The sequence below is a fragment of the Pseudomonas sp. BO3-4 genome, assembly GCF_034044115.1.
GTDB lineage: Bacteria > Pseudomonadota > Gammaproteobacteria > Pseudomonadales > Pseudomonadaceae > Aquipseudomonas > Aquipseudomonas alloputida.
Window position 1 is genome coordinate 4,936,446 of sequence record NZ_CP139018.1, and the last position, 14,361, is coordinate 4,950,806.

At 63.1% G+C, this 14,361-nt stretch carries 15 protein-coding genes; 5 read left to right on the plus strand and 10 right to left on the minus strand.

Features of this window, described 5'->3' with window-relative positions; translation table 11 throughout:
• Positions 1–5: 5 nt before the first annotated feature.
• Positions 6–1,106: an efflux RND transporter periplasmic adaptor subunit gene (locus REH59_RS22660; protein WP_108190580.1), complete on the minus strand. Its 1,101-nt coding sequence runs from the start codon at positions 1,104–1,106 to the stop codon at positions 6–8.
• Between the two features lie 275 nt (positions 1,107–1,381).
• Between REH59_RS22660 and REH59_RS22665 the strand changes: the two genes are divergently transcribed.
• A complete protein-coding gene (locus REH59_RS22665) occupies positions 1,382–2,023 on the plus strand; it encodes a TetR/AcrR family transcriptional regulator (RefSeq protein WP_014860594.1) in 642 nt (213 codons plus the stop codon).
• 108 nt (positions 2,024–2,131) lie between these two features.
• Here REH59_RS22665 and REH59_RS22670 read toward each other — a convergent pair whose 3' ends face one another.
• Positions 2,132–3,100 carry an RHS repeat-associated core domain-containing protein gene (locus REH59_RS22670; RefSeq protein WP_128573700.1) on the minus strand — a complete coding sequence of 323 codons (969 nt, stop codon included), beginning with the start codon at positions 3,098–3,100 and terminating at the stop codon, positions 2,132–2,134.
• Between the two features lie 192 nt (positions 3,101–3,292).
• The gene (locus REH59_RS22675; protein WP_014592156.1) at positions 3,293–4,069 is read right to left on the minus strand and encodes a class I SAM-dependent methyltransferase; all 777 of its coding nucleotides are present in this window, start codon (positions 4,067–4,069) and stop codon (positions 3,293–3,295) included.
• A 104-nt stretch (positions 4,070–4,173) separates the two neighbouring features.
• Between REH59_RS22675 and REH59_RS22680 the strand changes: the two genes are divergently transcribed.
• Positions 4,174–4,794 carry a hypothetical protein gene (locus tag REH59_RS22680; RefSeq protein ID WP_014860593.1) on the plus strand — a complete coding sequence of 207 codons (621 nt, stop codon included), beginning with the start codon at positions 4,174–4,176 and terminating at the stop codon, positions 4,792–4,794.
• 2 nt (positions 4,795–4,796) lie between these two features.
• On the opposite strand, the gene REH59_RS22685 is transcribed toward REH59_RS22680, so the two are convergent.
• From REH59_RS22685 to ppc, 7 genes are all read right to left on the minus strand, one after another.
• Entirely contained in the window at positions 4,797–5,486 is a 690-nt protein-coding gene (locus tag REH59_RS22685) for an extensin family protein (RefSeq protein ID WP_014860592.1), read from the minus strand.
• Complete coding sequence (locus REH59_RS22690; protein WP_121784009.1) at positions 5,486–6,316, minus strand: isocitrate lyase/PEP mutase family protein; 831 nt, start codon at positions 6,314–6,316, stop codon at positions 5,486–5,488. Before REH59_RS22690 ends, REH59_RS22685 begins: the two co-directional genes overlap by 1 nt.
• A 28-nt stretch (positions 6,317–6,344) precedes the next feature.
• A complete protein-coding gene (locus REH59_RS22695) occupies positions 6,345–7,214 on the minus strand; it encodes a DUF72 domain-containing protein (RefSeq protein ID WP_014860590.1) in 870 nt (289 codons plus the stop codon).
• Positions 7,215–7,217: 3 nt separating this feature from the next.
• Positions 7,218–7,508, minus strand: coding sequence for a hypothetical protein (locus tag REH59_RS22700; protein ID WP_012053565.1), 291 nt, complete (start codon positions 7,506–7,508; stop codon positions 7,218–7,220).
• 131 nt (positions 7,509–7,639) lie between these two features.
• Positions 7,640–8,314 (minus strand): tRNA (adenosine(37)-N6)-threonylcarbamoyltransferase complex dimerization subunit type 1 TsaB, encoded by a 675-nt coding sequence (tsaB, locus tag REH59_RS22705; protein ID WP_014860589.1) that lies wholly within the window; start codon positions 8,312–8,314, stop codon positions 7,640–7,642.
• A 271-nt stretch (positions 8,315–8,585) separates the two neighbouring features.
• Entirely contained in the window at positions 8,586–9,236 is a 651-nt protein-coding gene (gene adk, locus REH59_RS22710; RefSeq protein WP_004575467.1) for an adenylate kinase, read from the minus strand.
• A gap of 257 nt (positions 9,237–9,493) precedes the next feature.
• Positions 9,494–12,121 carry a phosphoenolpyruvate carboxylase gene (ppc, locus tag REH59_RS22715; RefSeq protein WP_012053566.1) on the minus strand — a complete coding sequence of 876 codons (2,628 nt, stop codon included), beginning with the start codon at positions 12,119–12,121 and terminating at the stop codon, positions 9,494–9,496.
• 260 nt (positions 12,122–12,381) lie between these two features.
• Between ppc and REH59_RS22720 the strand changes: the two genes are divergently transcribed.
• From REH59_RS22720 to REH59_RS22730, 3 genes are all read left to right on the plus strand, one after another.
• On the plus strand, positions 12,382–12,726 hold the full coding sequence (locus tag REH59_RS22720; protein ID WP_003252225.1) for a hypothetical protein: 345 nt from the start codon (positions 12,382–12,384) through the stop codon (positions 12,724–12,726).
• Positions 12,727–13,002: 276 nt separating this feature from the next.
• Positions 13,003–13,416, plus strand: a complete 414-nt coding sequence (locus REH59_RS22725) for a DUF4398 domain-containing protein (RefSeq protein ID WP_003252223.1) — start codon at positions 13,003–13,005, stop codon at positions 13,414–13,416.
• A 50-nt stretch (positions 13,417–13,466) separates the two neighbouring features.
• Positions 13,467–14,258 carry an OmpA family protein gene (locus REH59_RS22730; protein ID WP_003252221.1) on the plus strand — a complete coding sequence of 264 codons (792 nt, stop codon included), beginning with the start codon at positions 13,467–13,469 and terminating at the stop codon, positions 14,256–14,258.
• Positions 14,259–14,361 lie beyond the last annotated feature (103 nt).

Below are 14,361 nucleotides of genomic sequence, written 5' to 3' on the forward strand. Positions count from 1 at the left end.
GGGACTTACTCCTTGGCCGTCAGGTTCACTACACGGTTGCTGCGGTCCACGGGGCGTACCTCCTGGCCCTCGCGCAGTACATGGCCACCAGCGGCAACCACCCAGTCACCCGGGTCCAGGCCTTCGAGCACCGGCACGCTGTCGCTGCCATAAGCCCCCAGGCGCACGGTCGCCCGCTCCAGGCGGCTTTCCTTGTTCACCCGCCAGACATAGGCCTGACCGTTTTCCGCAGTCACGGCCGACAGCGGTACCGCCAGCGGGATCAGCCCGTCCTTGGCGATGAACACCCGGGCGCTCTGGCCCAGCTCGGCCGGTACGGCGGCCGTGGTAAAGGCGATGCGCGCCGCGAACGTGCGCGAGCGCGGGTCGGCGGCCGGTGACAGCTCGCGAATGCGCCCCTGAAAACGCGCCTGCGGGTTAGACCACAGCTCCACGCTCACCGGTTGGCCCACAGCGAAGCGGGCGAACTGCTGCTCCGGCAGGCCGATGGCTACTTCTCGCTCGCCATCGGCGGCAAGGGTAAACACGGTCTGCCCGGCGGCGACCACCTGGCCCACTTCAACCTGGCGCTTGGCGATCACCCCGGCTTGCGGCGCACGCAATACGGCATATTCGGCCTGGTTGCCCGCCACATCGAACTCGGCCTTGGCCTGCTTCAGACGGGCAAGGCCGGCGCGGTAGAGGTTTTCGGCGTTGTCGAACTGGGAGTGGCTGACCATCTGCCGTTCCAGCAGCTTCTGGTAGCGGTCGCGCTCGGCGCGCACCAATGCCAGGTTGGCCTCGGCAGCCGCCAGCTGGGCGCGGTTGGCTTCAAGTTGCAGGCGCACGTCCTGCGGGTCCAGCTCGGCCAGTGGCTGGTCGGCCTTGACCCGCTGCCCCTCCTCCACCAGTCGCTTGCTGACCTTGCCGCCAATGCGGAAGGCCAGCTCCGGCTCGAAGCGCGCGCGCACTTCGCCGGGGTAACTGTCGGCAGCGGCTTCGGCAGGCTGTGGCTGCACCACCAGCGCCGGGCGCGGCGCGGCGGGTGGGGCGGCTTCCTGACCACACGCCGCCAGAAGCAGGGCAGCGGCGGCGGGCAGAGCGATGGACAAGGCATGGCGCAACATGATGAATCCTTTCGCGGAGTGCACATTTAATATTTGTACTGGCTGGTATATTAAATCAGCGCAACGATGCCGGGAAGGGTATGCGCGGGTTTTTCGAGGGTGCGGTTTGAGCCCATTACCCCCCGCGTTTCGCGCCTGGGTGCGCAGTGGGTGGTCAACGGCACCTTCGCAACGACATTCTTGTCAATCAACTGTCCACTGGCAGACAGCAGATAATGCAGCCTGGCTTTAGCCGGATGGCGCGTGACCCGTTAAGATGGTGAACCTTCAACCAGATGCAGACCACAATGTCCAACGACGCACCCATCGGCCCGGGCCGGCCCAAGGACCTGGCCAAGCGCGAGGCGATTCTCGAAGCGGCCAAGGCGCTGTTCCTCAGCCTTGGCTACGCCAACACCAGCATGGATGCGGTCGCTGCGGCGGCAGGTGTTTCAAAGCTCACCGTGTACAGCCACTTCACCGACAAGCAGACCCTGTTCTGCTCGGCGGTCATGGCCACCTGCCAGATCCAGTTGCCTGACCTGCTGTTCGAGTATCCCGAGGGGGTGCCGGTGGAAGACGTGCTGCTGACCATTGCCCGCAACTTCCAGGCGCTTATCAGCAGTGACGAAGCGGTCAAGCTCAGCCGCCTGATCATGGCCCAGGGCAGCCTGGACCCGAGTTTTGGCGAGTACTTCTACGAAGCCGGGCCCAAGCGCGTGCTCGCAGGCATGGAAGCGCTACTGCGCGGGGCACATGAGCGCGGACTGCTGCGCATCGACAACCCCTTGAGGGCGGCGGAGCACTTCTTCTGCCTGGTCAAGGGGGCGCCAGATTACCGCTTGCTGCTGGGATGTGCGGGGCCGCTGGAAGGCGATGAAGCCGAGGCGCATGTGCGCGAGGTGGTAAAAGTGTTCTTACGGGCGTTTAGGGACTGAGAAAAATCTTCATTAATACTTTTTCAATCACTCACTAGCCAAACTTCTGCCTTCTACGTGAGTGCACGCAGAAGGCAGCTGATATAGAGCTCATCACACCCAAGCCATTTATGCGGGACGCCTTCTGATCTCTGCTATTAACGCGGCTTGAATCATTAGGTCTCGCGAGGATCCCGCTGCGGACATACGAGCATTAACCGCATCCAAATCACTTAAAAGATCTTTCAAATCACGCGCTTTGATTTCACTTTCGAGCGAGTCCTTGTGTACATTCAACGATTGAGCATAGCGCTTTCCGGCTTCAACATCCGGACCTGAATCATGCGATTGGAAGAATACTTTCTTGCTTTCTGAAGATGTTCTCGCAGGTGCGTTAAACTGCGCAAACAAACGATGCTGCTCAGCGATTTCGTGCGAATTGAATAATGACTCAAATGAAACATCCTCTCCAACCCCTGCTCTACTCTCTGGTATGATACGATCAGCCCCATTACGCTTATAGATTCTTTCCTTCGACACTAGAGAGTTAGACTCCATTACTTTCTGCACGGGTCTATTTGGCCTTGATTGTTTTCTTTGAATTGTCACCCTAACTCCAGCATGCCCCGTCGGGTCAATACGGTTCACAGGATCTCCCACACAATACGCATACGCATTAAAACTACCTGCACCGAATGGGCTCCAACTGTCCGGGCTGCAAAAGCGCATCATGACCGGGCTGAATTGCCTGTAACCATTCCCCAGATGGTAAAGCCCCGAACTCGCATCCAGCCGCTCGCCACTGAAGGCAAGCAACGACAGCAAGCCGCTACCCTGATTGTGATGCCCATAGGGCGAGTAAGCCTGTGATTCCAGGCGTTTCTTTTCATAAATGAGTAGGACCGAGCGCTGCTGGTCGGATGCCGTCAGCATGCTGGACAAGCCCGAGGACTGATGATCTTTCTGAGCCAGCACCAGGTCATTAGCCTGAAAGAAACGCCAGCGGGCATCGCCATTCAATTCAGCAACTATCTTGCCGTTACAGTAAAAAAACTGGCGGCCAGCTTGCCGGGCATAAGGAGCAGGCGACATCAACATTACCCTCCATCAGGATCAAATGTCCGTTAGGATCGCGCCCTTAGCCAACTAATGACTACTGGCAGAAATAACAGGTCATTGTGGGAGCGAGTTTCCCGCGCAGGAGGCGCCGCAGTGAATGGCACCGGCGTTGCCGGTGTTCGCGGCTAAAGCCGCTCCTACAATCGTGCTAGCCGGCCAGATAGGGGCAGGTCAGGCCTTCAAAGCCTTCTTCGGATAGATGTCATACCGGCTCGACTTGCCTTCCAGGCTATGGCTGGGCTTCGGCCCGTCGATGATCGGTGCCTTGCGTGGGCGCTTCACCACCACACGGTGGCTGGCCAGCGCCAGGGCGGCTTCGAGCAGCGCCGGGGCATCCAGGTCATCGCCCACCAAGGGCCGGAACACGCGCATTTCCTTTTTCACCAGGGCGCTCTTGTCGCGGTGCGGGAACATCGGGTCGAGGTAGATCACCTGCGGCGCCTCCCCTTCCCAGGCGCGCATGCGCTCGATGGCGTTGCCGGTCAGCAGGCGCATGCGCCCGACAATCGGGCCCACTTCTTCATCCGCTCGCGCCCGCGCCAGGCCGTCCTCCAGCAGCGCGGCAATCAGCGGCTGGCGCTCGATCAGGGTCATCTGGCAGCCAAGGCTGGCCAGCACGAACGCGTCCTTGCCCAGCCCCGCCGTGGCATCCAGCACCTGCGGCCGGATACCTTGGGCAATGCCCACAGCCTTGGCGATCATCTGCCCGTTGCCACCGCCAAACTGGCGGCGATGCGCAGCCTGGCCTTCGACGAAGTCTACACGCACCGGCCCGGGCGCCTGCGGGCCCAGTTGCTGAATCTGCAAGCCGTCGGCGCCCACCTGCACAGCGAAGGCGGCGGTATCGTCCTGCAGCGGCAGGCCCAGGCGTTCAGCCCACGCCCTGGCCTGTTGCGCATACTCAGCTGCCATCGCCTCGACCCTGATACCCGTGCCTTGCTCTTCCATCGTTCACACCCGAAAAATCAAACCAAGCCCTTAATGAATCGGCAGCCACGGCCGATACAGGCAATATCCCGCTATTCTGCCAGAGCACAGCGCGCACGACTGCCATGTCAGATACTCTTCCCATCGGCTTGACCTATTTGTCGCCTGTCGGCAACTACAGTCAGCACAACACCCAGGCACTCGGGGGCGTCAGCCACCTGTGGCAGGATTTCTTTGCCCGGGCGATGGCCGAGCAGCAGGAAGAGCCCGTAGACGGCGTCAGCCAGTCGTTCGTGCAGTACGACCAGGACAGCGGCGAACCCATCGGCGGCGCCCGTGCACTGGCGTTGATCGACGCCCAGCGCGCCTGCCCGGTGCATGACACCATCGTGGCGCCGCCCGAACCGTTGTTTCTGCCCAAGGCCGAGCTTGAAGCCAAGCTGCTGCCGCCCGCCCCCGAGCCGTTCAGCGCCATGGAACTGATCGAGCAACAGCGCCAGCTCGACATCAACAACAGCTGGCTGCGCCCGGTGGTGATGAACCAGGGTCAGCCGATCGCCGAACCCGGCCCTGGCCCCACGCCACGGTCATTGTTCCTGCCCATTGCCGAGTTCGAGACCAACCTGCTGGACCCGGCGCCCGAACCGTTCGACGACGCCACCCTGGCCAAGCAGCAGAATGACCTGGCGTTCGACATCCACTGGGCGCGCCCAGTGGTGCTGAACAACGTGCGCGCGTACGCCTGAAGCTAACGACAGATCTGCCAGCGCCCCATGTCCAGATGGAAGTGGTTGCGGTGCGCAGCGTTGTAGTCCGGCCCCAGTACCGTGCTGAAGCTCTCGCAAGCTGCCCGCTGCACCCGGTGCAGGAATTCCGCCTTCTGCCCGCCCGCCTGCCAGTCACGCGCCAGAATAATGCGCTGGCCGTCCTTCAGGCGAAATCCGCTGATGTCCAGCGCATTGGCCGTAGCGTGCTGGCTCAAACGGCCCTGCTTGCGGTGGTAGACGTTGCGGCAGGCAAAGCTGCCCAGGTGATCGACCTGCGTCACCGGTTGCCCAAACACCTCCTGCGCCGCCGGCTGCAAGCCATGGTTTTCGAACAGTGCATAGGCCACCGCCAACGGGCAACTGGCCAGAAAGCTGCTGCCCAACCGCGCCTGGCCGCCCTCAATGCGCCATACGTTCTGCAGCGGGCAGTTGGCCGACGCCGGGCTGTCGGCTTGTGCCCGGTAACGCAGGTGGCTGGTTTCCAGCGCCTGCCGGCACAGCGCTGGGTCATCGCGCAGGCGCGACAGTTTGTAGGGGGTCAGCAGGTTGGGCGGCTGGCGTACGTCCAGCGGCGCCCAGGGGTTCCATGCGGCAGGCAGGCGCCAGCCGAAGTGCCAGGCCAGGCCGGCCACCGTCAGCAGGCCGGCCAGTAGCGCCAGCAATGCCCGCATCAGCGACGGAACAGGTCGTTCAGCTGGGCAAACGGCATGGTCTGCTCACCGTAGCCGAACGTGCCCTCATCGCGAATTTCCTGCGCGGCCCGGTAGAAGGCCCCGAGCGCAGCACGGGCCAGCGAAGAGCCAACGCTGACGCGGCGCACACCCAGGTCCTGCAACTGGTTGACACTCAGCGGCACGCCCGCCATGCCCATCAGCACATTCACAGGGCGCGGTGCGACTGCCTGCACCACGGCACGGACTTCCTCCACGGTGCGCAGCCCGGGGGCGTAGAGCACGTCGGCACCGGCTTCGGCATAGGCTTGCAGGCGCAGGATGGTATCGTCGAGGTCCATGCGCCCGTGCAGCAGGTTTTCTGCACGGGCGCACAAGGTGAACGGGAATGGCAGGCTTCGCGCAGCCTGCACAGCGGCGCGCACACGCTCCACAGCCAGCCCGAAGTCATAGATGGGCGCATCACTGCGGCCACTGGCATCTTCGATGGAACCGCCCACCAGGCCAATTTCGGCGGCACGCAGAATGGTCTGGGCACAGTCTTCGGGCAAGTCGCCAAAGCCGTTTTCCAGATCGGCGGCCACCGGCAGCGCGGTGGCATCGACGATCTCGCCGGCATTGTCCAGCGTATCGTCCAGGCTCAAGGCGCGTTCGGCGTCCGGCCGGCCAAGGCTGAAGGCCAGGCCTGCACTGGTGGTAGCCAGCGCCTCGAAACCCAGGCTGGCGAGCAACTTGGCGGAGCCGGCATCCCACGGGTTGGGGATGACGAACGCGCCGTCGCGCGCGTGTAACGCCTTGAAGGCCTCAGCTCGCAGGGTTTGCACATCCATGGTTCAACCTCCGGCAGTCAGGGAAAGGTCAGAGTAGCCCCAATTGTTCGACCTCAGGGGCGCGCGGCAATTCCGGCAAAGGTGCCAGGCCCGGCAGGCGTGCCATCAGGCGCTGATGGAAACGCTGGGCCAGCGCCGCAGCCAGGCGATTGTCCGAGGTGTGCAGGAAGATATAGGGATTGCGGCCTTCTTCGATCCAGGCGGCGACTTTTTCTACCCAAGGGCTGAGGAAGGTGTGGTTGGCCTCCAGTTCCGGATGGCCGATGAAGCGAACCTGAGGGTGCTGGCTGAAGGCTGCCGGACGCGGTGGCACCCTGGGCTTCTTCGACTGCGCATGCAGCACGGCAGGGTCGCACGAGGTACAACTGAACAGCGCACGCGGGTCGAGGCAGATACGCTCCACACCGCGCTCGTGCAGCAGGCGATTGAGCAGGCGTTCTTCCTCACCCTTGGCAAAAAAGGCCTGGTTGCGCACTTCCACAGCCACGGGCACGGCAATCTGATCGAGGAAGTGACAAAGCTCACCCAGGCGCGCCGGGCCGAACTGGGCCGGCAACTGCAACCAGTAGGGTGATACGCGCTGGCCCAGCGGGGCCATCAGCCGAGTGAAGTCGAAGGCAGGCTCAAGCTGGTCTCGCAGGTCGCCTTCATGGCTGACATCCCGCGGAAACTTGGCAGTGAAGCGAAAGTGCTCTGGCATGACCTGCGCCCAGCGGGCAATGGTGCCGGGAGCGGGACGTGCGTAGAACGTGGTGTTGCCTTCGACGGCGTTGAAGACCTGGCTGTAGAAGCCAAGCATTTGATTACTGTTGGCGTCAGCGGGGTATAGGTAGTCGCGCCAGGCGTTTTCGCTCCACGACGGGCAACCGAGAAAGTAAGGCAGTGGTAGGGGATTCATCCATCAAATGTACAGGTCGAGCCCCAGTACTTCCATGTCCCAGTCAGTAAAGCCTGCAGTGCTCAGGTAGCTGGCCAGTGCGGTGGCGGTACGGCGGTCACGGGCGCGTGGGAAAACCATATCCTGCTGGCGGGCTGGCAGGCCACCACCAGGGCGGCGGGCGGTGGCTTCCTGCGGGGCGGCTTCTGCCTCCTCGATCACCTCAGCATCGTCGATGGCCTCGTCACGCACCGCTGCTTTGCGCGAGATGCGCTTGAGCGGGTAGGACTGCGATGAGAAACCGTCGATACGCATGGCATGAGCACTCAGGACCAATGATGGCAATTTAGCAGCATCAGAGTTCCGTCGCTAATGCTTGAGTGATAACTGGACCACAGATCGCGCAAAAGGTTTTAGCGTGTTCGGCGATAATCGACGAACAGCACTCAGTGCTTCTTGGGCGTGGCTACATTATCGCGCAGATAAACCGGTTGCGCCTGCTCGGCGACGATTACCTCGCCACGGGCCCAGGCAAAGGTGGCCAGGCTGAGGACGTCCAGGGCGTTGGGCAAGGCACCCGGGTTGCTAGCCGCCACCTGTACCGCCAGGCGCTCGGCATAGCCCCATCCGGTACCGGCACCGAACCACTCGCCATTGCTGCCTGCCGGTAGCGCCACCTGCTCGGGCGGCAACACGGCTTCACGGCCGACCAGGCGCATTTCGCCCGCCGTGGCCTGGTAGCAGCCCCAGTACACTTCATCCATGCGCGCATCGATGGCAGCGGCCACCTGCTGCACGCCATGCTCGCGCAATGCACCCTGGGCCAAAGCGGCCAGGTTGGACACCGGCAGCACTGGGCGTTCGAGGGCGAAGGCCAGGCCTTGCACAACCCCGATGGCAATACGCACGCCGGTGAAAGCGCCCGGGCCACGGCCAAAGGCAATGGCATCCAGCGCATTCAGTGCCACGCCAGCGTCGGCCAGCAGTTGCTTGATCATCGGCAGCAGCTTCTGGGCATGCATGCGCGGGATCACCTCGTAATGGCTGGTTACCTTGCCGTCATGCAGCAGCGCGACGGAACAGGCTTCGGTGGCGGTATCCAGGGCCAGCAGGGTGGTCATCGAACGGGTATCCAGATGCGAATGAAAAAGAGCGGCAGTATAGAGCAGCAGCGGCGTTGTGTCCCGAGGGGGCCGCTGTGCGGCCCATCACGCTGATTTCAAAGCCTGCACTGGCCCTGGAGGAGCGACCTTGCGTCGCGAAAAGGGCCGCAAAGCGGCCCCAGGGTTTCAGCGGTATCACACCATTGTCTGGGGCTGCTCTGCAGCCCTTTCGCGACACAAGGCCGCTCCCACAGAAGCGGGCCGTTGTCGAGGTGCGTCAGGCGCCGGATCAGCTCAGGGCTGCCAGGACCTTGGCGGTGATGGCTTCAACCGAGCCGACACCTTCGATGTGGCTGTACTTCGGCTTGCCGCCATTGGCAGCCGACAGCTTCTGGTAGAAATCCACCAGCGGCTTGGTCTGGCTGTGGTAGACCGACAGGCGATGGCGAACGGTTTCTTCTTTGTCGTCGTCACGCTGGATCAGGTCTTCACCGGTCTCGTCGTCCTTGCCTTCCACTTTCGGCGGGTTGTACTGAATGTGGTAGGTACGGCCCGAGGCCAGGTGCACGCGGCGGCCAGCCATGCGGCCGACGATTTCTTCGTCGTCCACGGCAATTTCGACCACGGCATCAATGTCGACACCGGCAGCGACCATGGCTTCGGCCTGCGGGATGGTGCGTGGGAAGCCGTCGAACAGGCAGCCGTTGGCGCAATCAGGCTGAGCGATGCGCTCCTTCACCAGGCTGATGATCAACTCGTCGGAGACCAGCTGACCGGCATCCATGACTTTCTTCAGCTCCAGGCCCAGCGGGGTGCCGGCCTTGACGGCGGCACGCAGCATGTCACCGGTGGAGATCTGTGGAATACCGAACTTTTCGGTGATGAACTTTGCCTGAGTACCTTTACCGGCCCCGGGAGCTCCCAGCAGAATTACGCGCATCTTGTGCTCCTCAAATTTTTTTATGAAATTCAATGGATTCGGCGACCAGGGCCAAGTCCGGATAATCGGGTATGACCATAAATCGGTCAGAAGGCTGCTCAAGATACACAGCGCCCGGCAGCCAGACAAGCGTCCCAAAGTTGCAGGAATGCGCCACTTGCGGCTGACCGGGCAGGCGGTTGCGCCTGGCGCAACCGCCCTCCCCGTCATTGTGCCGGGCCTGTATGGCCGTCACCAGACATGACCCGGGCTTGTCCTTAGCCGGTGTTGCGCAGCCCGGCGGCAATACCCGCCACGGTCACCAGCAAGGCCTGCTCCAACGGGCTGTCCAGAGCGGCTTCGCGGCTGCGCGAGCGGGCCAGCAACTCTGCCTGCAGGCGGTGCAACGGGTCCAGATAGGTATTGCGCAGGCTAATGAATTCCAGTGTCTCGGGGCTGTGCGCCAGTAGCACCGGCTGCCCGGTCAGACCCAGCACGACCTGGCATGACTGCGACAATAGGTCGCGCAGGTGCGCACCTAAAGGACGCAAGTGCGGTTGCACCAGACGTTCGTCGTAGGCCTCGGCAATTTGCGCATCCGCTTTGGCCAGTACCATTTCCAGCATGTCGATTCGGGTGCGGAAGAACGGCCATTGCTCGCGCATTTGCGCCAGCAACTCACCCTGACCACGGGCCAAGGCATTAGTCAGCGCCGTTTCCCAGCCCAGCCAGGCCGGCAGCATCAGCCGGGTCTGGGTCCAGCCGAAGATCCACGGGATGGCCCGCAGGCTTTCGATGCCCCCGGCACGACGCTTGGCCGGGCGGCTGCCCAACGGCAGGCGCCCCAGCTCCTGTTCTGGCGTCGACTGGCGGAAGTACTCGACGAAATCGGGATTCTCCCGTACCACGCTGCGGTAGGCCTGGACACCATCGGCGGCCAACTGGTCCATCACCTCACGCCAGGCCGGCTGCGGGGGCGGTGGTGGCAACAGCGTGGCTTCAAGCACGGCAGCCAGGTACAGGTTGAGGTTTTGCTCGGCGATGCCCGGCAAACCGAACTTGAAGCGAATCATTTCACCCTGCTCGGTGGTGCGGAAACGCCCCGCCACCGAACCCGGCGGCTGCGACAGGATCGCGGCATGGGCCGGGCCGCCGCCTCGCCCGACCGTACCGCCACGGCCGTGGAACAGCAGCAGCTCGACCTGATGCTCGGCACAGATACGCACCAGGTTTTCCTGAGCCCGGTACTGCGCCCAGGCAGCAGCCGTGGTGCCGGCGTCCTTGGCCGAATCGGAGTAGCCGATCATCACTTCCTGCGGGCCGCGCAGGCCCGCGCGGTAGCCCGGCAGGCCAAGCAGGCGCTGCATGACCGGGCCGGCGTTGTCGAGGTCGGCCAAGGTCTCGAACAGTGGCACCACACGCATGGGGCGGGTCAGGCCGGCTTCCTTGAGCAACAGTTGCACCGCCAATACATCCGAGGCGGCACCGGCCATGGAGATGACGTAAGACCCCAGCGAGGCGGCCGGCGCAGCGGCCACTTCCCGGCAGGTCGCCAGCACTTCGGCGGTGTCCGCTTGCGGCTTGAAATGCGCAGGTAACAGGGGCCGGCGGTTTTTCAGCTCGGCCTGGAGGAACGCGATGCGCTGCTCCTCATCCCAGTCGGCGTAACGCCCCAGGCCCAGGTAATCGGTAATCTCGGTCAGCGCATCACGGTGGCGGGCAGCGTCCTGGCGTACGTCCAGGCGGCCCAGGAACAGGCCGAAGGTCACCGCACGACGCAGGCAGTCAAGCAGCGGCCCCTCGGCGATCACGCCCATGCCGCATTCGTGCAGTGACTGGTAGCACAGCTCCAGCGGCGCGATCAGCTCGCGGTTGTCCACCAGCACGTCGGCACCGGCCGGTTGGTTGCTGGTCAAGGCCGAATGCGCCCATGCGCGTGTCGCACGCAGGCGGTCGCGCAGTTGCTTGAGCACAGCGCGGTAGGGTTCGGCACTGTCGCCAACCTGTTTGCGCAGGGCGTCGTTGGCCTGCTGCATGGACAACTCGGCGGCCAGTGCATCGATGTCGCGCAGGAACAGGTCGGCGGCCATCCAGCGCGCCAGCAGGAGTACTTCGCGGGTGACGGCAGCCGTTACATTGGGGTTGCCATCCCGGTCCCCACCCATCCACGAGGCAAAGCGAATCGGCGCGGCCTCCAGCGGCAGGCGCAGGCCAGTTGCCTCCAGCAGGGCCTTGTCGACCTTGCGCAGGTGGCTGGGGATGGCATGCCACAGTGAATGCTCGATCACTGCGAAACCCCACTTGGCCTCGTCTACCGGCGTAGGCCGGGTACGGCGGATTTCCTCGGTGTGCCAGGCCTCGGCGATCAGCCGGCGCAGGCGTTCACGCACTTGCTGGCGCTCTGCCGAGGTCAGGTCACGATGGTCCTGCGCGGCCAGTTGGCCGGCGATCGCGTCGTACTTCTGGATCAGCGTGCGACGGGCCACTTCGGTGGGATGTGCGGTGAGCACCAACTGGATATCGAGCTTGGCCAGTTGCCGGGCCAGGGCATCGTTGCTGTGGCCGGCCTGCTTCAAGCGCCCCAGCAGCTCGGGCAGTACCTGCGCTTCGAACGGCTCGGGCTGGTCAGCGTCGCGGCGGCGGATCAACTGGTACTGCTCGGCCATGTTGGCCAGGTTGAGGAACTGGTTGAAGGCCCTCGCTACGGGCAGCAGGTCTTCTTCGGCCAGGTCCGCCAAGGTTGAGCTCAGCTGCTCACCCGGGCCACGGCGGTCGGCCTTGGCACTGTGGCGGATGTCCTCGATTTTCTGCAGGAACGCATCGCCGTGCTGTTGGCGAATGGTTTCGCCAAGCAGCTCCCCCAACACATGGACATCTTCACGCAAACGCACATCGATATCGGTCACTGGCGCTCTCTCCGTTGCATCCCTCTCAGCCTTGGCGCGCCCTGTGCCAGAGCGGGGTAACCCGTGAAGAGCCCAATGCGGTGTCTGGCACCGGCGTTGCCGGTGTTCGCGGGTAAACCCGCTCCTACAGGGGGGCGGTATCCCCCAAGAGTGCCCACAGCCGGGCGACGATGGCAAGCCGTGATCGGCCAAACCAAACTAAAGTGAAAGCACAGCACTCCCATGCAGTGCAGCCTTTCCAGGCGTCAACAGAGGTCATCATGAAAATCCGTGAACTCGCCCAGCACTGGGAACAGAATGCCGCCGGTACCCTCAGCCGTACCGGCCATGTCCTGCATCTGGACCTGGAGTCCGAAGCGCGCCTGGCCGCGCTGATCGACATGTACCCCAAGCGCACCGCCGAAGAACTGCTCGGCGAACTGGTCGCCGCCGCCCTTGAAGAACTGGAAGCCAGTTTCCCCTATGTGCAGGGCCGCCAGGTCATCGCCACCGACGAAGAAGGCGACCCGCTGTACGAAGACGTTGGTCCTACACCGCGCTTTCTCTCCCTGTCCCGCCAGCACCTGCACAACTTGAGCAACGCGACAGTCGACACCGACAAATAATCCTGCGCCCCAGCATTCCGGGCCTGCTCAAGGCCCGGAATACCGCTCCAGCCTGGGAAAGTTCCAGGTAAATCGCACTGACCGATCAGTCAGAAATAGTTATTCGATTACAGCGCTTTTTTCTGAACTATTCGAAAAACGTTCGAGTCGGAGCCAATAGCCATCACGCTAAAACCCTGCACACTGCCCTCGTGCACCGTTGAGCTGAAGCGCGCGGTTTTGTCAGGGATTGAGCGATGGACTGCTACGGACATCGTCGTTATCAGGAGTGATCCAATGGAGCTGACCACCATGAAGACCCGCACTAGCCAACTGTCATCCACTCATGTGCGCGGGTTCAAGCTGGCCGCGCTGGCGCTGGGCAGTAGCCTGGTCCTGGCCGGCTGTGCGGGCAATCCGCCCACCGAGCAGTATGCCGTTACCCAGTCCGCCGTGAACTCCGCCGTCAGCGCTGGCGGTACCGAGTTCGCCGCCGTGGAAATGAAAGCGGCTCAGGACAAGTTCAAGCAAGCCGAAATCGCCATGCACGACAAGAAGTACGACGAGGCCAAGCGCCTGGCCCAACAGGCCGAGTGGGATGCCCGCCTCGCCGAACGCAAGGCCCAGGCAGCTAAAGCCCAGAAGGCCGTGCAGGATGCCCGCCAGGGCGTTCAGGACGTACGTGAGGAAGGCCTGCGCAGCGCTCAATAAGCCCTGCCCCGCCAACCTTAGCCTTCGCACACGATCAAAGGATGAACACTATGCGCAAACACGTCATGATTCCCGCCCTGCTGGCCCTGAGCGTCGGTCTTGCTGCCTGCTCGCACGATCCGAATGCCAACCTGGAATCGGCCCGCACCAACTTCTCCTCGCTGCAGAGCGACCCGCAAGCGAGCAAAGTCGCGGCACTGGAGACCAAGGACGCCCAGGACTGGCTGAACAAGGCCGACAAGGCCTACATGGACCGTGAAGACGAGAAGAAAGTCGACCAATTGGCCTACCTGACCAACCAGCGCGTCGAAGTGGCCAAACAGACCATTGCCCTGCGCACCGCCGAAGCTGAACTGAAGAATGCCTCGGCCCAGCGCGCCCAAGCCAAGCTGGATGCCCGCGACGCGCAGATCGCCAAGCTGCAGGACAGCCTCAACGCCAAGCAGACCGACCGCGGAACGCTGGTGACCTTCGGCGACGTGCTGTTCGACTTCAACAAGGCCGAACTCAAGAGCAGCGCTTACCCGAACATCACCAAGCTGGCCCAGTTCCTTCAGGAAAACCCGGAACGCAAGGTGATCGTCGAGGGCTACACCGACAGCGTCGGCTCGGCCAACTACAACCAGACCCTGTCCGAGCGCCGTGCCAACAGCGTGCGCATGGCACTGGTGCGTGCCGGGGTAGATCCGGCGCGTATCGTTTCCCAGGGCTATGGCAAGGAGTACCCGGTAGCGGACAACTCGAGCAACTCGGGACGTGCGCAGAACCGTCGGGTGGAGGTGACCATCTCCAACGACAACCAGCCGGTGGCACCACGCTCGGTGAGCCAGGTTCAGCGCTAAGGCTGGCTAACTGAAAGGACAAGCCCCGCGATCGACGCGGGGCTTTCTTTTGCCTGTTCGGGCCTCTTCGCGGGCACGCCCGCTCCCACAGGTACGGCGCCAG